The following is an 18,946-nucleotide window of genomic DNA, read 5'->3' as shown; positions in this document are numbered from 1 at the left end:
TTTCGAATAGCTATAGGGTAGATTAAAATCAGATATTATCCACCCATGTATATATATTCATTATTTCGTGCATAAGTCTTTACCTTGATTGGGTAAAGCTCTAGGTAGGTTTAGCCACTTGCGACCAGCGGGACTCTAAACGTATTAAACAAAATCATAAAACCTAAAATCCATGAAAAAATTAAAATCCCTAACCTTAGGTTTGTTTTTAGCAACAGCGCCGATCATCGCACAACAAAAACTCCCTGATAACTTTCATTTCGAAACCTTGACCAACGGCTTACAGGTCCTCACCATAGAGGACAACACCGTGCCGCTGGCTACCATCGAAATCACCGTGCGTAATGGCGGCTATACCGAATCCCCAGAGTACGATGGCTTGTCGCACCTCTACGAGCACATGTTTTTCAAAGCCAACAAAGACTTGCCGTCTCAGGAAGCTTTCCTAGAACGTACCAAAGAACTGGGTATCGTGTTCAATGGCACCACTTCTGGCGAGCGGGTCAACTATTTTGTGACCTTGAGCAATTTGAAACTAGCCCAAGGTATGGCGTTTATGAACTCCGCTATTCGCTACCCGCTCTTCGACGAGCAGGAAATGAAAAACGAAAACCCCGTGGTAGATGGGGAATTTCAGCGGGCAGAGTCAAACCCCGTTTTTTTCCTGCTTCAGGATAGTGATAAAAAAATGTGGGGCGACCTATATAGTCGCAAAAATGTGATCGGCGACCATGATGTGATCCTGACCGCCACCACCGAAAAGATGAAAACAGTGCAAGGCAAATATTACCACCCCAACAACTCCATATTAGTGGTAGCAGGCGATGTGCAGCATGAGGACGTATTGGCCAAAGCCAAAGCCATATTTGGCGACTGGCAGCCATCTGGTTTCGACCCGTTTGAGAAGTATCCCATTCCCGAATTTGCACCACTCAAAGAAACGACCTATTACATCACCGAAAACGAAAATGCCAGAACACCCATCGTACTGATGCGTTACCACGGTCCTGATACCCGCAAAGACATCCCATCTACCTATGCTGCCGATGTATTTAGTTTTATCTTGTCGCAGCGATCGTCGCAGCTACAACAAAACCTAGTGGAAAGCGGGCTGGCCATGAATGTAAACGTAGGCTACGCTACCAACAAATACGTAGGGCCTATTCATGTCTTTATGGTGCCCAATCCTGAAAAAATCACCGAAGCCTATGCAGCACTCCAAGCCGAAATAGATCGGTGGGATTCGGACGATTATTTTACCGATGAGCAATTGGCTACAGCCAAAAATATGCTTGCCATAGATGATGCCTACAGCAAAGAGAAGACTTCGGCGTTTATCCATACCGTCACGTACTGGTGGGCTTCTGCCAGTATAGACTATTATACCAGCTATGTAGAAAATCTAAACAAAGTGACTCGAGAGGATATTAAAAAATATGTCAATACTTACATCAAAAACCAGCCTCATGTCACAGGTATATTGGTGTCGCCACAGATGAAAGAGGATCTAAAAATCAACTCATTAGAAACCTACCTAAACAACTAATACCATGAAAAAATCAATAAAAATTAATTGTGCGTTAATCATCAGTATGATCTGGGGTATGTCTGTTTTCGCACAGACGCAGGAGTTTGACGTAAAGGGCCTCAAGGTGATTTACAAAGCTGTACCTAAGCAAATCGTAAGTGCAAGGCTCTTTGTGCAAGGAGGCACGGCCAACTATCCTCTGGAGCAGAGTGGTATCGAGGATTTTGCTTTTCGCTTGGCGGTGACTGGCGGTACTACGAGTATGGACAAGCTGACATTTTCTACAGCACTTGAGCAGATGGGAACCACCATCAGTGCTGGTACCGCTTACGACTATGGGCAGATCAGCATGAAGTGCGTCAAGCAAAATTGGGACGCTTCATGGACATTGTTCGTAGAGACTATACTGCACCCAGCTTTTGATGAGCAGCAGTACCAATTGCTCCAAGATCAGCTCATTGCTGAGGCCAAGCAAAACGAATCCGACCCAGATGAAAGCCTGATACAGGCGGCTATGGCCAATGTGTTTGCAGGGAAAAATTATGAAAAAAATCCCAGTGGTCATGCCGAGTCTTTGGCACAGTTGAGCTTGGAGGATTTGAAAAAATACTACACCCAAACCGTAGGCAAGGAGAGGAGCTTTTTGGTGATCGTTGGGGATTTGGATGTCAACGCCTTGAAAAAGAAAATAGCTGCTTCGCTATCCAAACTACCAAAAGGAACCATGCCACCAGTCGAAGATAGAAACATGCTCGGGGAGATATCCAACAAGATCAAGGATCGCGACATAGCCACCAACTATATGGCGGGAATCATGAGTGCACCTACCCTTGCATCTGAGGATGGCACGGCCATGATGATCGCTATGAGTATATTGAGCGAACGGTATTTCGTGGAGCTAAGAACCAAGCGAAGCCTGTCCTACGCGCCCTATGCCTACTATGACAACGGCAAAGTGACCAACCCCTTCAACTTGATTTATATCTCTACCACAGATCCTAAGCAGTCGATCCAAGTGATGGTGGATGAAATTTCGAAATTGAAAAAGGAAGGTTTTAGTGAGAAGGAACTGAAAAATAAAAAACAGAAGTACCTGACACAGTTTTATATGGGGCAAGAGACCCTGGATTCGCAGTCGCAGAGCCTCGGGACCAACGAACTCAAAGGTGGTTGGGAAATGGCCGAAAACTTTACCGAGAGGGTAAATGCCGTCACGCTAGAGGATATCAATCGGGTGATCGACAAGTACTCGGATATCATCAGTTGGACCTATCTGGGCAAAGCAGATATGGTGAGTGAAGAGGACTTTTTGCAGCCGAGCAAAGTCCCTGCCGATGCCAAAGTAGAAAGCACAAAGTAAACGAAAACACCTACGAAAGGAGATAGGAGCCTGGGTACTAGGCAGGAGGTAGGGCGTCCTTTATTCTTTTTCTAGATGTACGACTGTTCTCTTTTTTGCTCTACTTATATTTACTTTTTTAAATCCTAAAATTAACGAACAATGGCTTCTATCACATTAAAAGGTACTCCTATAAATACAGTGGGCAACTTGCCTGCTAACGGCACTCAAGCGCCAGATTTCGATTTGATCAAAAATGACTTGTCACATGTGTCATTGGCTGATTTCAAAGGCTCAAGAGTGATTTTGAATATCTTCCCAAGTATAGATACAGGCATCTGTGCGGCATCTGTGCGTACGTTCAATGAGAAAGCTGCTGGACTAGACAATACTAAAGTTTTATGTGTTTCGAGAGATTTGCCTTTCGCTCAGGCGCGGTTCTGCGGAGCAGAAGGGATCGATAGTGTAGACACAGTTTCTGATTTTGCAACGGGTGGATTCGGGCAAGCCTATGGTGTAGCGATTGCCGATGGTCCTATGGCGCATCTTCACTCAAGAGCTATTGTAATTTTAGACGAAAATCATCAAGTGATATACTCAGAGCAAGTGCCAGAGATCGTGCAAGACCCTGATTTTGACAAAGCATTAGCTGCTTTGTCTTAAAGCAACTCATACAATACCACTCCTGATGTAATCTTCATGGACGGAAGTTACACTGGGAGTGGTTTGAATACAATTTCCTTTCTTTATTGACTCCTTATGATGTGTTTGTTGGGGAGGTCAGTCGGTTATTTTCAAGTCCTGTTTTTTGATATTTTTCGGTATCGAAATTTGGCTTTTCAATTTTGAATTTCATTAAAAATAACACTCTAATAACAACCAAGCTCTTAGTTGTGCGTAACTTGCGTATGACAAATGGGAGTCTAAGCCCATTTATCATGCCTTTTAATGTCGCTACTTTCGAGTAGCGACATTTCTTTTTTTGTGGCGGATCAATTAGTGAAAGGAGGTTGTCGCTTTCGTTAGTATTGGCTTATCGCCAATGCATATAGCATCCCAAGAAATACGTGCTTACCGAATCGAGTCTTGTGCCAGCCAAGGTACGACGGGAGAGCGATAGTAGTGGATATCCTGCTCTTCGAAACGCTTTTCTTGTGCAGCCAGTCGGAGCCTATAGTTGGCCCAGTCTCTGACCGACTGCGGCGACCAGCCAATCTCTGCATAGCCTAGCAGTCTAGGGAATACCATGTATTCGATGTCTTCTATCGTTTCGATAGTCTCCGTCCATAAGGGGGCCTCTATACCCAGTATCATATCTGAGGATATCATGGTGATGGTGTCTGGGTCCCAGTTATAAGCTTGATCTACTTCTATCAATGCTGCCCAAGTGTAGCCTATTCGGGTGGAGGTGTCGTACTTCATGTCCATATAAGAGAGAGTAGCAGGGGAGAGGATGATGCGATTGCCATTTTCGGCAGCTTTGGAGGCATTGCCTGCGCTTTTCCATTGCTGCACGATAGATTCAGGAGCTATGTTGGCCTCGGCTACTTCATCCCACCCGATGAGGGTTTTGCCATATTTGTTTACAATTTGCTGTATGCGATTTATAAAGTAGATGTAATCTTCCTTTTTTGTGGCATGCGACTCATCGCCGCCTATGTGCAAGTACGGGCCTGGTGTGATCTCGGCTATTTCCTTGAGTACAGCGTCTACAAATTCGTAAGTGGCTTCATTGTCCGTGCAGAGTGTGCTGAACCCCACTTCCTTGCCCGTGTACAAGTCTTGTTGCTCCCCTGTACAACCTAGCGCTGGATAGGAAGCCAAAGCCGCCTGTGTATGCCCTGGCAAATCGATCTCTGGGATCACGGTGATGAACTGGTCCGCAGCGTATTGCACAATCTCTTGGTACTGCGCTTGGGTGAAATAGCCCCCTTTGCCACCGCCTACTTGGGTAGTAGACCCTATACTGGTGAGCTTAGGTTTGGATTTGATCTCTATCCGCCAGCCTTGATCGTCTGATAAGTGGAGATGGAGGGTATTCAGCTTGTATGCAGCTATGAAATCGATGTACCTTTTGACTACATCTACACCAAAAAAATGCCTCGACACATCGAGCATAGAACCTCTGTAGCTGTAGCGTGGGTAGTCTAGGATCGTGCCTGTTGGGATTTCTACTGAGGTCTCTATTTGGGCAGGAGGGAGTAGTTGAAGAAGAGTTTGGATGCCATAAAAGATACCTCTTGGGGTTTGGGCCGAAAGATGAATTTGCTCTTCTTGGATTTGAAGGGAGTAACCTTCAGTTCCTAAGAGGCTGTCTTTAGCATGGAGGGAGAGTAGTATAGTTGATTCGTCCGTGTTTGCTGAAAACCTCAAAGGTTCATATTGAGAAACTAAATATTGCGCAACGGCTATTAGCGACTCCTCATCGGTACCCACCTGAGTGGTGGTAGATAGTGTAAAGTGTCCATTTGCTGTAGTAATAGCTACGGGGTGAGGGATGATGGTGTGGTCGGACAAACCAGTAGGCCCCGAAGGTGATGTGCAAGATGAAAAATAGGCCAAACTACCAATAAATAGCACGCCAAGGACATAGGAATACTTCGATTCTAAATTCATGAATTTGATTCATTTTAGTGAAAAAATAGAATTAGAAGTTTTGGGGAGGGTTTGAAATGGAGGGGTCAATTCAATTTCAGGGTTAAATCTCATCAAATTTGTTGCGTATCACAACTAATTTAATATTTATTCTTAGTTGAAATTTCAATGATTTATAAGAACCATAATAATACATTAATGTAAAGCAAACTAAGGTTCTCATGACATGAGAAGAGACATATTTCAGGCGATAGTTGACCCACACAAGGAGAGGTCATCAATTTGATTGCGATTCCCTACAATTTTGAGATGACTAGACCAGCCATTTATCAGCATATCAAAATACTGGCAGAGTGTGGCATCGTATTCTTAAACAAACAGGGCAGGGGGCGCTATCGAGAAATACAGCCCACTAAACTAAAGGAAGTATCTAGCTGCTTGGTACCAATTCGAGTTTCAAACAAATAATTAATCCACTAGATTTGGATAAAAACACAATGGATATATCAACCACTAGTGTGTGATATCCGGATGTTGTCGACCATGGCTTTTGTGCATTGCGCTTTTGCCTTGTGGCTCTTGATCTGTGCGCCGTACCGGAACAGTCGGCCATCTACCAGACGCTGACTTTACTGCCTTTTTCCATCTTAGTTTTCGAGCGAACGAGCGGCCTTTGCGGTTGCGCTTATCTGTTTTACGTCTGAACTGGCGGGCTGCTATGAGCCTGAACCTGCTGGTGCGTGGCGGCACTGCCCTGGATGAACTTTTTTGACTTGTGTTTCGCTACTTGTGGCGGTCGATCTGCGTTGCTGGCGAACAAAAAAACGGTCGACAACATGGTGTAGGTCGCTCATGCCTTTTGTGGCGGTTGTCCGTGGGCGTTGGTGCTATCGGAACTGCCGTTCCGATCGGGGAGGGTCAGCGGGCCGAGGAATCAGCAGTGCGGTCGAACTACGTTCCTGTCTTGTGTAACTGGCGAACAGTCTGTTGCGGTTTTAGATCGGATCGGCTAACTTCACTGCCATCACAAACAACCGCTGTAGGCACGCCGCCTACACAGGCGTTAGCATCAACAATCTAAATGCGAAGATTTTTTTCATTAATACTATTATCACTATTAGCGTTTGAGGCAATAGGTCTACTTTGGAATATTTTCGTGAAATTAGATGTCATTTCGCCATCTAATGAACTTCCATTGGCGAACATACAAGGAATAGTCGTTTCTAATAATCTAATCCTCATAGGATTAGGTGATTATGATGTTATTCAAGAATTTGACCTATCAGGAAGCCATATTAAAAATTGGAAAATTAATAGTTTGAACAAGGGTTTTCTCTTCTGGATAGATGAACAGGGGAATCCCAAATCCGAGAACCGATGGTCAATAGGTAAATTAAAGAAGCCTTTAACTACTCAATACTTTCGAGATGCAAAGTTAGATTCAGTGCAACTGATAAGCTTATCGAATCAATGGAACGAACCGGAACTATATGTCGATCAAAATGGAGTCAAATATGAGATTCGAAATCCTGTATACCGTCAACTAACTAGAACGGCTAATTCAGAAACAGAAGTGGTATTTAGTCAAGGCTTAATAAATAATATTTGGTGCGGTTTAACAAGAACATGGCTCTATTGTGCGGCAATTTGGTTTTCATTCTTATTTCTTAACATTATTCCATTAACAAAACATGTAATGAACGGAGAATCATTCAGCCTAAAATCAGGGTGGAAGGAAATCTGGCGAAAATGATGCTAACAAGCTGTGATCAAATCATGGCGGTTCAGCTGTGAACGAAAGTCCTCTGCTTTCTGGAAGCCCCGACATATCTCAGATTGGCACTATGGAATCAAAAGGGATAGCGCAAATCAGAGATTTGGCTATCTTGTAGCCGAAACTTAAATTAAGTCACACGCCACGATTGATACAGTGGCGTTAGGCATTATTAAACTTGAACATGAACGAATCATCTAAAACACCAAACCTATTTCTATATTCTTTAGTACTACCAGTATTTTGGCTAACATTTGGTTTCGTGTTGGACGCAATTGCACCAGGAAAACGACTAGGAATGTTCGGGCTATTTCTAATCGTTTATGCTACCCTAACTCCAATATGCTGGCACTTCACTAAAAACTTTGGTCGACATTTCAACAAAGCCGAAAAAATCAAACTAATTATCTTCTTAACTCTTTGGGCAGTTATCTGTGAACTCTGGGCATTATGGTACTACGTCAGTTTCGAATCAACTTCGGGATTTGACGAAGCAATCTATGGAGTAATTGCATTTACAGTGGCTATAGATGCTCTATTTATGACACTGGGAGTTCAATTTGCAGCAAAACGAATCAACAATCATTTTCTGAACCGAATGGAAGAAAAAAATGCCTAACAATGCATATAGCGCATGCCCATAGCTGTGTGACCGAATCAATGCCATAACATGCTCCGCCGATTCACTCGGGAAGCGGTAGAATGCCGAGGAATGGTCATTCGTATGCCGATAGGCGCCTGTGAGACTGAGCGACCAGACTGGCTTTGGCGGTTTGGAGTGATTCGGCTACTTTAGTGCTTTTAGAATCCGCATGGGCACATCGCTATATGCGGGCGTTGTCTTTCATTGCCTTTCTAAAAATCATAACTATACGCAGAGCCAAAGAAAACGGGGACTTTTGAGGGAATTCGATTGTTTTCAGCCAGTAGGTGAACGGTTTCATGCTTAAACGTTGGGAACGCAGGAAGCTTGCTTAAGTAGGTAGCGCAGGGGCGGAAGCAATGAAAATAGTGAAGCTGCAGGCTGAAAACCATTCCTCTGGCCAAAATCAGCACCTTTTTTTTTCGGCATTGGAGGATTTAGCGTTAAGAAATTCACTGACAGGAGCGGTTAAAAAAGAAACACTGTTTGAGGCCGAAGGGTTGGACGAGCGAAGGGTCGGTCGAGTTTGTTTCTTTTCAGCGGAAGGCAGCGAATTTTAGCTAAATGATCCACAGCCTTGATTTTTTGGTTACTTTTTTATCAAGAAAAAAGTATCGAGCACTATCGAACATCCCGGAACGGAACGAAAAAATAACGAAAAGACAACATGTTGTATGCTGTCATGCGCACAGACGGATCACCAGTGGTTTCTGGTAAACAGCTGATGTATAGCATGTGATTTTTACTTGCTCCACTAGCCAGCCAAGACGAGCTGCATTCTCGTTAGAGTAGAATCAGTCAGGCTGTCTTTGAAGGTCTGCTGTTGGGCTGACAAAGTAAAAATCACTAGCTTCGTCTACATCAATTACGAATCGCACGACACATACATGGTCGTTGGGTGTAATAAACGCTACTTATAGTCTGTAGACTCATAGTATTCATAGAGCTAATTTTACTCCAAAATAATATTCAATGACAATTGAAGAAAAATTTGGGGTAGTACTTCGATCAATAAGAATTTCAAAATCATTATCACAAGAAGATTTTGCGTTCAAATGTGGGCTTCATAGAACCTACATTGGAAGTATAGAAAGAGGTGAAAGGAATCTTTCCCTTGTAAACATTGATGCAATTTGTAATGCACTAGAGGTTTCTCCGAGTCAATTTTTCATTGAAATTGAAAAAATTGACAAACCTATATGAAGTATTGCTATAAGGAGATTTCTAGTAGATCTAAATATGATAAATTACAAATCAAAAAATGTCATCTAGAAATGGGGCATACTGGTAGTTGTTCAGAGTTTCCATTTTTAGAACACCTATCCAAGAACTTTAAACGAATTTCTGATAAGATTAAAAGAGATTCTACAATGACTACAGGAGCTGCCTGGAAAAGTGAGGATGCTGGGCCAAACAGGATTTTGAGGTGGGTAATGCTTGCATCAGATGAAAATTTGAAAAAGTTTGGCATTAACATGGAAAACCTAAAAGATGGAGTTGTAGCAAAACTTAGAGAAAAAGCTGCTGACTATGATTCTTGTATTCAAGTAGCAATTAAGTTGACATGGTTAGTTTATCAAATGGAGGGAGCTCCAAAATGTCCCGATAACATAAAAGAATATTTAGAGTCACACTTTGGCGAAATGTCAAATATAACTACCTGTGCAATTTGCCTTGACAAGATCGGATTCGATTTATTCCATACAGCACAAAGAGGAAAAGCGAATCTAGAAACATGCCATTTAAACCCACGAATGCATGACCCAATGAATGTTGGATTTGGACACCGAGAATGCAATATTGCTCAAGGAAATAAAACATTAGATGAGTTTTATGAGTGGATTGCTGCTATTCTCACTAGGTCAAAAAACACTTAAAAAACATCATCTATAATGTTGTCATTCAACTTATGTAGTAGCCTATTCCTCTCAACAAGAGTTTCTGTGAAATCTTGGATCATTAAATTCCATGAATCATTCTTTTCTGGAATAGGCAGGATTAGTTCATTTAATCTATTACCAATACTCCCAAGTGTAGATTGTATAAAAATGAGACTCCTAATTTGTTGAATAACAGGTTTTTGATTGAATATATAGAGTAATTCGAAAGGAGAATAAATTGATGATTTTAGTACTCTAATTATTTTCACATGGCTTTGAACAACACACTTAGTCATCCCATTCAATATCATAGATGTTTTACCAATCCTGTATCTACCATCAGCTACCATGAGAATATCATTTTCTTCTATACTCTGTAGACTCTTGAAATTTGAGTAAACCTCTTCACTAACTGACTTAGTAGGATCATAGTTGATTTCTAGGTTGATCAAATCAGAAGTTCTGATAAATGGAATATCTCCAGTTCCATATGCTTCCGAACCCACTTCATTTCCTTTCCTTATAGCAAGTTGATTAGAGTCAACCAACTCGTTAATTGATATAAAACTTTTTACATCAAACTCGAATATTTGCTTATTCTTCCAATTATTTTCCTTCACACAATATCTTGGAACAACGTAATATTTATCCTTCACACAGGCTGAACTCCAATTTTGAAGTCCATTATTAAATGATTTTCCGAGTAAATCGAAATCATCCTTAACTTTTTCACCTTTACTAGACAGGCTTCTGCCTCTTTTATCATGACCACAATTTTCGGCAACAGCAACTAGAAACTCATTCTTAGATTCCGTTCCCTTTTCAAAAAAAAGAATATTAGTTTTAACATCTGTACTGGGTTGAAACAACGTCCTTGGACAATCAATCATTCCAATTATTTGACCTTGAGACCTAATATAATCCCATACGTATCCCAAACTTTTATTTCCGAAAATTCCCTCTGGAAGGACTATTCCTGCTTTTCCTCCTTTTTTCAAAAGTTTAAAACATAATTCTAGAAAGAGCAATTGTGGGGATTGCTCATTTAATAGCTGATTAGATTTAAACCATTTATCCTCGCTCTTAACATAAGACCAACTATGACCAAACTCATATTGACCAAGAATTTCTTTATCCTTGATGCCAATTTTTGCTCCAAACGGTGGATTAGTTAATATCACATCAACTTCTCCTAGATTGCGAGCTAAATCTTTATCTCTTAAATCAAGTGAATTCCTATTAATAATATTAAAATTACTTTTGGAATAGATTTCCAATATTGAAGTCGCTGTGTTTGACAAGAATTCATCTTTCTCAATACCTATCAATTGTCCACAGAAGTGCTTCTTATTGTTTGCGAAAGACGTAAATGCTTCAACTAAAAAACCTCCTGTACCACATGCAGGATCACATATTACATCTGACTCCTTTGGCGATAAAATCTGTACCATCGAAGAAACAACTGACTTAGGTGTGAAAAACTGTCCTTTATCACCTCTTAAATTCGGTCCAACTAATGATTGAAAAGCATCCCCAATTATGTGTGCGGGTGCATTTTGGATATCGATATCAATTAGCTTATCGAACACAAATTCAATGTGCTCTTTTTCTAATTCAAAAGGGGTAATAAACATTTCAATGTCTGGATACTGTTTTTTAAGAACTTTAAATATGGTATCAGAATCGCTCTTTTTCTGATCTGTATTTGATAAACAATACAAAAGAACTTTAGAGATATCCTTAATTAACACCTCTGCCCTACTAACATTACTGTTAGAATAAAGGTGATAATATATCTCCTTGAACACCTTCAAGTAATCATCTCTATCATTCAATGGGAAAATTAGATCTTTTTGTAAGCTCTGCATATTTTGAATATTATAAGTATCATTGCACGACATGACAAAGATAATGAAAAACTACACCCAACAAAATGTATAGTGAATGCGCTTTTGAGATATTTTCAACTGTATCTGCAATTCGATACTTTAGTGGTATTAGAGAGTGTAAGCGCACTCACCATACATAGACGATATCTATGGTAAAAACAAGCGTATTGGTCTTTTTTTAATCCAATTTCTCTTGATAAGGAGTTCCTCTTTTTACTACGGCGACTACTCTATGGAGTAGTTTGTTTCTCACTGCATTGAGTGCACTCATTTTACTTTTCCCTTCTTCGGTTTTCCGAAGGTAATATCCTCGAAGTTCTTTGTGACATTTGATGGCATTCATCGCACACATGTGTAGATGAAATTTGAGTTGTTTGTTGGCAAAACTTGATGTGCCTGGACTGGCAAATATGCTGGTTCCACTACTGTATTCGAAAGGAGCTACACCGCAATAACAAGCCAGCTTTCGGTTGTCCAACATGCGAGTAAATCCTTCTGTATAAACGATCAGATCCACGGCCAAAACCTTGCCTACACTTTTCACCGAAGTGACCAATTCGTAGAGGGTCTTTAAGTGTTTATCTATCTGAATCAATTCGTCCATTTTGGCTTCAACTTTATCTAAAGATTTTTTTAACCCACTGATAGCTGACCTACTGATTCTTTCGATTTCACGTCCTGCTTTTGGGTCTACTTTGGTCAACTCATCTACAGCAATTTGCTGACTGTGTAAACTTTTTTGAAGCCTCATTCTGGTTTTCATTAGATCTTTGAGGCGGTTTAAGGTAGGATGTGAGAGTTTGACCAGTTTGGCATCACGTTGATGATCAAAAGCAAAATTGGCAATTCTTTCAGCGTCGATTTTGTCTGACTTACCCCTGATTAGTCCCATGCTTCTTTTGATGTGCAGGGAGGATTCCAGCCAAACTTTGCATCCTCTTTTGAGCAAATACTTGACAATGTTTCTGGTATAGATACCGGTATGTTCCATGCAGAAAAGGATGTCCTCACCACAGTCATTGCCATGTTGTTTAAGCCATCTTTTCATTTTCTGGAAGCCTTCGCTATCATTACTAAACAAGCCATTGTTGCACTTCATCGATGAGCTGTTAATCAAAGCCACATCAATACTCATTTTGCTAATGTCTATACCCACGATATGTGGGTAGAAGATTTGTTTAGGGGTGGTATTTTCCATAATTTCAATATTAAGTTCAAAACCTTGATGTTAGGGCATCTCGACGGATCGGGATCCCTGAATATCTATCTGAACATTTAACAATGGAAAGCAAGCCCTGAATCGCCCGATAAGTCTGGGTAACTTGGTTAGCGCGTAGTTCTGGCTTGCTTTCTTTTACTATTAAAAGTAAAACCTTTATTTCTTTGATTAATTATAGACAGGAAAGCTAAAGGTTACCTCGCATTAGTCCCTTTGAGAAATAATGGAGTACTCGAACTGGAAAGATTACATAAATAAAAATTTCAACGGGGACGAATTCACCTTTGAAGATAAGACCAACGAAAAATTTGGTTTATTTGACATTAAATCGAACGTTTCAACTTGTTGGATTTCATTCATTTGGCTAAGTAACGATTGGAATGAAATTGAAGATGTACAATATTACAGTTCCGAAACAACTGCTTGGTCTGGTGAATCTATCGGGCCTAACCCTCAGAAATTTGGCAAACTAACTTCGGAGAACGTGGAGAGACTTAACAACTTCTTGAAAGTTCCTCTGAATTGGGTTGGACTGGTGAAGAGTTGCAACTTTTTGGCAAAACCCTAAAGCGAACTTCTTTCGAACTCCCTGAACGAAAGAATCGAATCCTAACAGAGTTTGGAGGTGACTTGGGCTGTCTAACTTATCTTCTTTTCTGGCCAATTCTATGGCTGGTGAACATTCTTATAAAGCGAGGGATCATCGGAACTAGAAGACTGATTACGGTTAAACCAATGCGAAAAGACGCGAGGTAATATAGTGTAGGCACGAATGCCCTTGCGAGCTTTTCGAATCAATGCCAGAATCAGTACCACCGCTCCGCGCGGAATATGCAGAATGCCGAGAACGCATTCGTGGTTATTTTGTCGCTCCAAACTTGCGTTAATGGCTAAACAAGCTTTTGCGGTTGTGCGCGGATCGGTTATCTTTCTGCCTTAATTAAACTGTGAGGGCACATCGTCCTACACAGGCGATATCCCTCATTAGGATTTTTCGAAAACCATTGGTTAATTTGCACGTACAACCTAATAACAAAAAAACACGTGTCATGAATACCAAATTAACTCTTACGCTTGAAAAGGAAATTATAGAGCAAGCAAAAAAATATGCTTCAAACAAAGGCCGCAGCTTATCTGAAATGGTAGAAAACTATTTCAGATACATAACAGAGTCTAAAATGCAGTCAGTCGCAGAAAAACAGCTATCTCCTAGAGTCCAAAAACTAAGAGGTGTACTTAAGACAGGCTCTTCATTCAGCTACAAAAACAACCTTAACGAAGCAAAAGACAGCAAACATGGCATCTAAAATATTTGTTGATACTGACGTCATCATTGATCTCTTAATTGATCGACAACCACATGCTGATGCCGCATCTATAATATTTGATTTGGCTGATAAGAAAAAACTTAAACTGTTCGCATCGTCAATTTGCCTCAACAACGTTCATTACATCGTACGAAAAGAACTTGGAGACAAGAAAACAAGAACAATCATAGGTGAAATTCTAGAATTAGTTGAAATTCTTAGCGTCTCCGGAAAAGACATTGAAAATGCAGTAAACAGCGAATTCAAAGATTTCGAAGATGCGATTCAGCATTCAGTAGCACTAGGTGGCAAAGAAATTTCCGCTATAGTCACCAGAAACACCAAAGACTACAAAAAATCTCAAATCCCAGTCTTCAATACTGAAACATATGTGAAAATGGCATTAAAAGAGGGATAACATGCTGTATAAAATCATGCTGTGATAGTGCGGCTTGAAACATTCTGCTTTCCCCCGCCTCGCCATATCTCTGACTTGATCTATCTCAATTGAAAATGTATAGACCAAATCAGAGATTTGGCTATATTGTAACCGAAACAAAATCAGCGTCTCTCAGCACGATTCATACAGAGACGTTGTGGGGCATGAGAGGCACTTAAAATAGAATGTTGAATTTACTGATGACACGAAAAAAGTGGGAAGCCCAGTCTATACCTCAAAGTTTAAGGTCAAGGTGGTTTTAGAAGCAATCCCCTTACACCTCAGTAGTACCTACCACCTGCATGGTTTCTAGGCTTGGATTTTCGCTGCCGCCTTTGGGCTCTATGGTCACGGCAAAGGCCGCTGCCGCTGATACAGATTTCATTTGGAGTAAATCTGTACTAGTATCGAATACACCCATATCTACAGGTACGCCATCTACGATGGCCCAGAGCTGGTATTGCTGTTGCTCGCTCAGAGATTTTAGATTTTGTATTTTGAGATAGACCTCTGCTGTATGGCTATTCCAGTATACTGTGGCTAGGGATTGAGGTGAGTTTTCGGTGCCGTTCATTGCGATGCGTGCGTAGTCTGGGCTGCTCAGTATATCGAGATCCGATTCTAGTCCTTGCAGTCGTTTGTTTACAAACTGATAATTGTCGGCCACTTCCTGATTTTGCGCGATCAATACTTCTAGCTGTCCTTGGGTAGACTGCCACTGGCTGTAGAAGTAAAAGGCCAGTGCAGAAGCCAGTATCGCTACAGACACAGACGCAGCCACCGCAAAATTGAATGGCCGTTCTGGCGCTACAGTAGGCATTTCAATGGCTTTGGGAGCTGATGCGGATATTTGTGTTTTGATTTTTTCTTTCAGGGCAGGAGGAGGCATTACCGCGGTATGTAGTGCCAGTGTGCCCATTGTGTTTTCTATTAGCGATAGTTCGAGGCGGATTTCCTTATGTACTTCGCACATTTGTTCTACTTCTGCCCGCTCTGTTGCAGGCAGTTCGTCGAGCACATAGAGCTCTAAAATACCGGACGCTATGTATTCCTCGATATTCATCTGACGTCTAGTGTTTTTCTGAAATAAATGAGTGCAGATCGTACGCGAGTTTTCACGGTGCCTAGTGGCAACTGGAGTTCATCTGCAGCCTCTGCTTGTGTAAATCCCCCGAAATAAACTAATTCCATCACTTGCTTTTGGTTTTCATCCAATTGATTCAACAACTCACGAACCCCAATGTGATCTTCTTGTGAAGGGGTGCTTTCACGATCCAGTTTATATACGGAGTCTCCTACATTATCGGATTTTCTACGCTGGCTCATTTCCTTAGATCGAAGTTTGTCGATGGCCAGATTTCGTGTCAGGTTGAGCATCCAGGTAAATAGTTTTCCTTTCGAGGCATCGAATGAATCTATTTTATTGTAAATCTTCAGGAAAGCATCTTGCAGGAGTTCGTCGGCAATGTCTCGGTCTATTACGATCCTAGACACCACACCATACAAGGCACCAGCGTAATTGGTGTACAAGTACTCGAAGCCTTTTTCGTCTTTGCGGCGAAGCAGACGAACCAATTCCATTTCCTGAATTTGCAATTTTCTTATTCGTTGGCAGATAATGAATGGATAAGTTAATGAAAATATCTGCTAACGCAAGTGAACCATGTGGTATGGGGTTTAAATAAAATTCAATGATTTAAAATCTCCTTTGATGATGGCTCTTGCATCGGTTTTGAGCCAGTCGTTGAGTACCGTACTATAGACCTGTTTGAAATCTATCTCATGTTTGAGGTCGCCTTGATCTAGCTGGTTGATGTTGGGGAGTGGGTTGTACAGCCCTTGTTTTTTGAGTCCTCCGCCCATGAGGAATAGATTATTGGCTTTGCCGTGGTCAGTTCCCTGACTCCCATTTTGGGTGACACGTCTGCCAAATTCCGAAAAGGTAAGCACCAATGTGTTTTTCCATCTGTCTGAACTTTTTAAGTCATCGGCGAAAATTCTCATGGTTTCGCTGTACATCTGAAGCAGCCGCTCTTGCCGACCCAGCTGATTGTTGTGCGTGTCGAATCCGCTTAGGCTTGCGTAGTAAATAGGGGCGTCTACTCCAGAACTAATCATTTCACTGATCTCTTTCATGTCTGACCCAAACTTGTGATTGGGATAATTATGTTTCGAGCGGTAGATTTTACTTTTCTCATACAAGTACTGGGCGCTGTTTTGGGTGTTGGCAGCGGTCTTGTAGAGAAAGTCGGCCGTAGGGCTGTGTACATGGGGTGTTGGGTCTAACTCTACCTGTTTAGTGGCTTGATAAAACTGCCCCACATTGGTCAGGGGTGTCCCTTTTTCTTTTTGTCCCTTGAGTGCTAGGCTGAGTACGTCGCTCATTTCGATGGCTCCTATATTGGCCTCTGAGCCACATTCTTGGTCGAGATAGCGACCGATCCATCCTGTAGAAAGGTATTCGTCCGATGGGCTGGCAGATTGCCAAATATCCATCGATCGGAAATGCGACCGATTAGGGTTGGGGTAGCCCACGCTGTTGAGGATACAGACGTCTCCTTGGTTGTACAAATCTCTGAATCCTGAAAAACCAGCGTTGAAAGCCAACTCATCGTTGATCTTGAGTAGTCGACGGTCACTCGAAAGGAGGTTAGGTCTCAGTCGGAGTAGATCTGTATTTTGGTATGGGATGATCGTATTGAGACCATCGTTGCCGCCAGAAAGCTGTACGATGACCAGACGAGTGTCTTGAGTCATTGGCGCTAAGCCAGCTTGCAAAAAAGAAGGCAATAGTAATGTGCCAGCAGTAATGCAGGACGACTGCTTGAGAAACTGTCTTCGGCTGTGTGTGGACTTTAGCATAATTGATACTCAGGTTTGGATGTGAGAAATATGATTTGATCAATAAAGTCAGTGGGGTAGGCCGATGCATCTACTGACCATTTTCCTTGGATTAGAAATAGCGCCAGATCATCGGCACTTTTATTTTTGAAATCATTCTCCAGTTCATTCAAATTTAGATCGGTTTTTAAAGCCCGAAGTCGACCCTTTATGGCAAATGCATCATTGTCGTCGAACGAACTGTCAGGGTGGTTTTGAATCAGCGCAGACTTGAAAATAAGCTGTGGCAAGTGGAGGCGAAACAGGAGGGTGGCACTGTCTACCCAGTCTTGCCCATCTGGCCACCCAGCCACATTGGGCGGGTTGAATAGTACTTGCCCTTGCATACGTTGCAAGTAGAGTAGGCTGCTAGGGTCTTCTATTTTCAAGTGTAGCTGGCGTTGCACGCTCACAATCAGTTCGATCGGAGATTTGATGCGCTGGCCTATGTTTTTTTTGTCGTAAAAGTCAGGCGAGGTGAACAGTGCCGTTAGGGCGGTTTTGATGTCGTAGTTGGAACTGTAAAAGGCATCGGCTACTTTTTTTTCTAACTTTTCATTACCCTCTGAGTGCACGAAGTAGCGTACCCATTTCTGACTGATATAATGAGCTGTTTGTTTATTGGCTAAAAGCATGTCAAGGATGTCGTCTCCATCGAAGTTGCCAGTTTGCCCAAAGACCACTTTGCTATTGTTGTCGTGGACCATTTGTCTGAATTTGAAATTCCCCGTGCGGTCGAATCCCCAGCCAGTAAAGGCTCTAGCAGCTTCTGAGATGTCCTTTTCGGTATAGCCCTGATCTCTGCCTAGTGTGAAAAGTTCCATCACTTCGCGGGCAAAGTTTTCGTTGGGAGCTGATTTTTTGTTTTGCTGATTGTTGAGGTATTGTAGCATGGCAGGCTCCTTAGATACTGCTTTGAGCATATCGCCAAAGTTGCCTAAGGCGTGACCACGAATGGTATCGAGGTAGGATTGTAGAAAGACGCCATTGGCTGCGCTACAGGCAAAATGGTCGTGCCAAAACATTGCTATTTTGTCTTGACAACTAGAAGGGGCACTGGCCATGGTTTTGATCCATTCGATGTTGAGCGCTTTCACTTGTTCGCGAGCCTCTTTTCTTATGGCCTGTTTTTCTATTTCAGACAGTTCTTTGTAGGGAGTAGGCTCATATTTAGGCAGCTTTATTTGTACAGGAGTGTTTTTGTTGCATAGCTCAAACTGCTTCTGTAGGATCAATTCGGGCGATTGGCCTATATAGCTTCCGATGACCTGCCTGTTGTCTCCAAACCCTGCCCTGAGTAGGAGGTGTTGTACCTCTTGTTGATTCAATTTCATATGATGACTTAGATACTAAGTGTAATGGAAGGTTTAATTTATTTTCTAATAATGAATAATAAAAAAGTAAGTATGAAGTAGTACTTATTTAGGAGTTGTATGAAATTAGCGTTTTTTAT

General features: G+C 41.8%; 16 protein-coding genes. 9 read left to right on the top strand and 7 right to left on the bottom strand.

Translation table 11 applies throughout. The features are described from left to right. Positions 1 to 172: 172 nt before the first annotated feature. From N7E81_RS19200 to tpx, 3 genes are all read left to right on the top strand, one after another. The gene (locus tag N7E81_RS19200) at positions 173 to 1,546 is read left to right on the top strand and encodes a M16 family metallopeptidase (RefSeq protein ID WP_263051215.1); all 1,374 of its coding nucleotides are present in this window, start codon (positions 173 to 175) and stop codon (positions 1,544 to 1,546) included. Between the two features lie 4 nt (positions 1,547 to 1,550). After that, the gene (locus N7E81_RS19195) at positions 1,551 to 2,888 is read left to right on the top strand and encodes a M16 family metallopeptidase (protein WP_263051214.1); all 1,338 of its coding nucleotides are present in this window, start codon (positions 1,551 to 1,553) and stop codon (positions 2,886 to 2,888) included. Between the two features lie 141 nt (positions 2,889 to 3,029). Next, positions 3,030 to 3,530, top strand: coding sequence for a thiol peroxidase (tpx, locus tag N7E81_RS19190; protein WP_263051213.1), 501 nt, complete (start codon positions 3,030 to 3,032; stop codon positions 3,528 to 3,530). Positions 3,531 to 3,938: 408 nt separating this feature from the next. Here the strand turns inward: tpx and N7E81_RS19185 are convergent, their stop codons facing one another. Continuing rightward, complete coding sequence (locus N7E81_RS19185) at positions 3,939 to 5,483, bottom strand: beta-N-acetylhexosaminidase (RefSeq protein WP_263051212.1); 1,545 nt, start codon at positions 5,481 to 5,483, stop codon at positions 3,939 to 3,941. A gap of 1,060 nt (positions 5,484 to 6,543) precedes the next feature. On the opposite strand from N7E81_RS19185, the gene N7E81_RS19180 reads away from it, so the two are divergent. From N7E81_RS19180 to N7E81_RS19165, 4 genes are all read left to right on the top strand, one after another. Continuing rightward, positions 6,544 to 7,215 carry a hypothetical protein gene (locus tag N7E81_RS19180; protein ID WP_263051211.1) on the top strand — a complete coding sequence of 224 codons (672 nt, stop codon included), beginning with the start codon at positions 6,544 to 6,546 and terminating at the stop codon, positions 7,213 to 7,215. A 283-nt stretch (positions 7,216 to 7,498) separates the two neighbouring features. Next, positions 7,499 to 7,855, top strand: a complete 357-nt coding sequence (locus tag N7E81_RS19175) for a hypothetical protein (protein WP_263051210.1) — start codon at positions 7,499 to 7,501, stop codon at positions 7,853 to 7,855. A gap of 996 nt (positions 7,856 to 8,851) precedes the next feature. Continuing rightward, positions 8,852 to 9,082, top strand: a complete 231-nt coding sequence (locus tag N7E81_RS19170) for a helix-turn-helix domain-containing protein (protein WP_263051209.1) — start codon at positions 8,852 to 8,854, stop codon at positions 9,080 to 9,082. After that, positions 9,079 to 9,756, top strand: coding sequence for a hypothetical protein (locus N7E81_RS19165; RefSeq protein ID WP_263051208.1), 678 nt, complete (start codon positions 9,079 to 9,081; stop codon positions 9,754 to 9,756). The genes N7E81_RS19170 and N7E81_RS19165 overlap by 4 nt, the downstream gene beginning before the upstream one ends. Here N7E81_RS19165 and N7E81_RS19160 read toward each other — a convergent pair. Both N7E81_RS19160 and N7E81_RS19155 read right to left on the bottom strand, forming a co-directional pair. Beyond that, the gene (locus N7E81_RS19160; protein ID WP_263051207.1) at positions 9,753 to 11,627 is read right to left on the bottom strand and encodes an N-6 DNA methylase; all 1,875 of its coding nucleotides are present in this window, start codon (positions 11,625 to 11,627) and stop codon (positions 9,753 to 9,755) included. The genes N7E81_RS19165 and N7E81_RS19160 overlap by 4 nt on opposite strands. A gap of 199 nt (positions 11,628 to 11,826) precedes the next feature. Beyond that, entirely contained in the window at positions 11,827 to 12,846 is a 1,020-nt protein-coding gene (locus N7E81_RS19155) for an IS110 family RNA-guided transposase (RefSeq protein WP_263051206.1), read from the bottom strand. A 1,070-nt stretch (positions 12,847 to 13,916) separates the two neighbouring features. On the opposite strand from N7E81_RS19155, the gene N7E81_RS19150 reads away from it, so the two are divergent. Together N7E81_RS19150 and N7E81_RS19145 are read left to right on the top strand one after the other, a co-directional pair. Then, positions 13,917 to 14,174 carry a DUF6364 family protein gene (locus N7E81_RS19150; RefSeq protein ID WP_263051205.1) on the top strand — a complete coding sequence of 86 codons (258 nt, stop codon included), beginning with the start codon at positions 13,917 to 13,919 and terminating at the stop codon, positions 14,172 to 14,174. Beyond that, positions 14,164 to 14,592: a PIN domain-containing protein gene (locus N7E81_RS19145; protein WP_263051204.1), complete on the top strand. Its 429-nt coding sequence runs from the start codon at positions 14,164 to 14,166 to the stop codon at positions 14,590 to 14,592. The genes N7E81_RS19150 and N7E81_RS19145 overlap by 11 nt, the downstream gene beginning before the upstream one ends. Before the next feature lie 295 nt (positions 14,593 to 14,887). On the opposite strand, the gene N7E81_RS19140 is transcribed toward N7E81_RS19145, so the two are convergent. From N7E81_RS19140 to N7E81_RS19125, 4 genes are all read right to left on the bottom strand, one after another. Next, complete coding sequence (locus N7E81_RS19140; protein ID WP_263051203.1) at positions 14,888 to 15,676, bottom strand: anti-sigma factor; 789 nt, start codon at positions 15,674 to 15,676, stop codon at positions 14,888 to 14,890. Further along, positions 15,673 to 16,209 (bottom strand): RNA polymerase sigma factor, encoded by a 537-nt coding sequence (locus N7E81_RS19135; RefSeq protein WP_317624057.1) that lies wholly within the window; start codon positions 16,207 to 16,209, stop codon positions 15,673 to 15,675. The genes N7E81_RS19140 and N7E81_RS19135 overlap by 4 nt, the downstream gene beginning before the upstream one ends. 81 nt (positions 16,210 to 16,290) lie before the next feature. Further along, positions 16,291 to 17,475, bottom strand: a complete 1,185-nt coding sequence (locus N7E81_RS19130) for a DUF1501 domain-containing protein (protein WP_263051202.1) — start codon at positions 17,473 to 17,475, stop codon at positions 16,291 to 16,293. After that, positions 17,469 to 18,827, bottom strand: a complete 1,359-nt coding sequence (locus tag N7E81_RS19125) for a DUF1800 domain-containing protein (RefSeq protein WP_263051201.1) — start codon at positions 18,825 to 18,827, stop codon at positions 17,469 to 17,471. Before N7E81_RS19125 ends, N7E81_RS19130 begins: the two co-directional genes overlap by 7 nt. Between the last annotated feature and the right edge of the window lie 119 nt (positions 18,828 to 18,946).

It is taken from the genome of Reichenbachiella carrageenanivorans (assembly GCF_025639805.1).
GTDB classification, from domain to species: Bacteria; Bacteroidota; Bacteroidia; order Cytophagales; family Cyclobacteriaceae; genus Reichenbachiella; species Reichenbachiella carrageenanivorans.
This window is presented reverse-complemented; position numbering and strand designations above follow the sequence as displayed.

What these genes read in the sequence shown, in the direction of transcription:
- N7E81_RS19200 (WP_263051215.1), top strand. Translation starts at nt 173, where the DNA reads ATGAAAAAATTAAAATCCCTAACCTTAGGTTTGTTTTTAGCAACAGCG.
- N7E81_RS19195 (WP_263051214.1), top strand. Translation starts at nt 1,551, where the DNA reads ATGAAAAAATCAATAAAAATTAATTGTGCGTTAATCATCAGTATGATC.
- tpx (WP_263051213.1), top strand. Translation starts at nt 3,030, where the DNA reads ATGGCTTCTATCACATTAAAAGGTACTCCTATAAATACAGTGGGCAAC.
- N7E81_RS19185 (WP_263051212.1), bottom strand. Translation starts at nt 5,483, where the DNA reads ATGAATTTAGAATCGAAGTATTCCTATGTCCTTGGCGTGCTATTTATT.
- N7E81_RS19180 (WP_263051211.1), top strand. Translation starts at nt 6,544, where the DNA reads ATGCGAAGATTTTTTTCATTAATACTATTATCACTATTAGCGTTTGAG.
- N7E81_RS19170 (WP_263051209.1), top strand. Translation starts at nt 8,852, where the DNA reads ATGACAATTGAAGAAAAATTTGGGGTAGTACTTCGATCAATAAGAATT.
- N7E81_RS19165 (WP_263051208.1), top strand. Translation starts at nt 9,079, where the DNA reads ATGAAGTATTGCTATAAGGAGATTTCTAGTAGATCTAAATATGATAAA.
- N7E81_RS19160 (WP_263051207.1), bottom strand. Translation starts at nt 11,627, where the DNA reads ATGCAGAGCTTACAAAAAGATCTAATTTTCCCATTGAATGATAGAGAT.
- N7E81_RS19155 (WP_263051206.1), bottom strand. Translation starts at nt 12,846, where the DNA reads ATGGAAAATACCACCCCTAAACAAATCTTCTACCCACATATCGTGGGT.
- N7E81_RS19150 (WP_263051205.1), top strand. Translation starts at nt 13,917, where the DNA reads ATGAATACCAAATTAACTCTTACGCTTGAAAAGGAAATTATAGAGCAA.
- N7E81_RS19145 (WP_263051204.1), top strand. Translation starts at nt 14,164, where the DNA reads ATGGCATCTAAAATATTTGTTGATACTGACGTCATCATTGATCTCTTA.
- N7E81_RS19140 (WP_263051203.1), bottom strand. Translation starts at nt 15,676, where the DNA reads ATGAATATCGAGGAATACATAGCGTCCGGTATTTTAGAGCTCTATGTG.
- N7E81_RS19130 (WP_263051202.1), bottom strand. Translation starts at nt 17,475, where the DNA reads ATGCTAAAGTCCACACACAGCCGAAGACAGTTTCTCAAGCAGTCGTCC.
- N7E81_RS19125 (WP_263051201.1), bottom strand. Translation starts at nt 18,827, where the DNA reads ATGAAATTGAATCAACAAGAGGTACAACACCTCCTACTCAGGGCAGGG.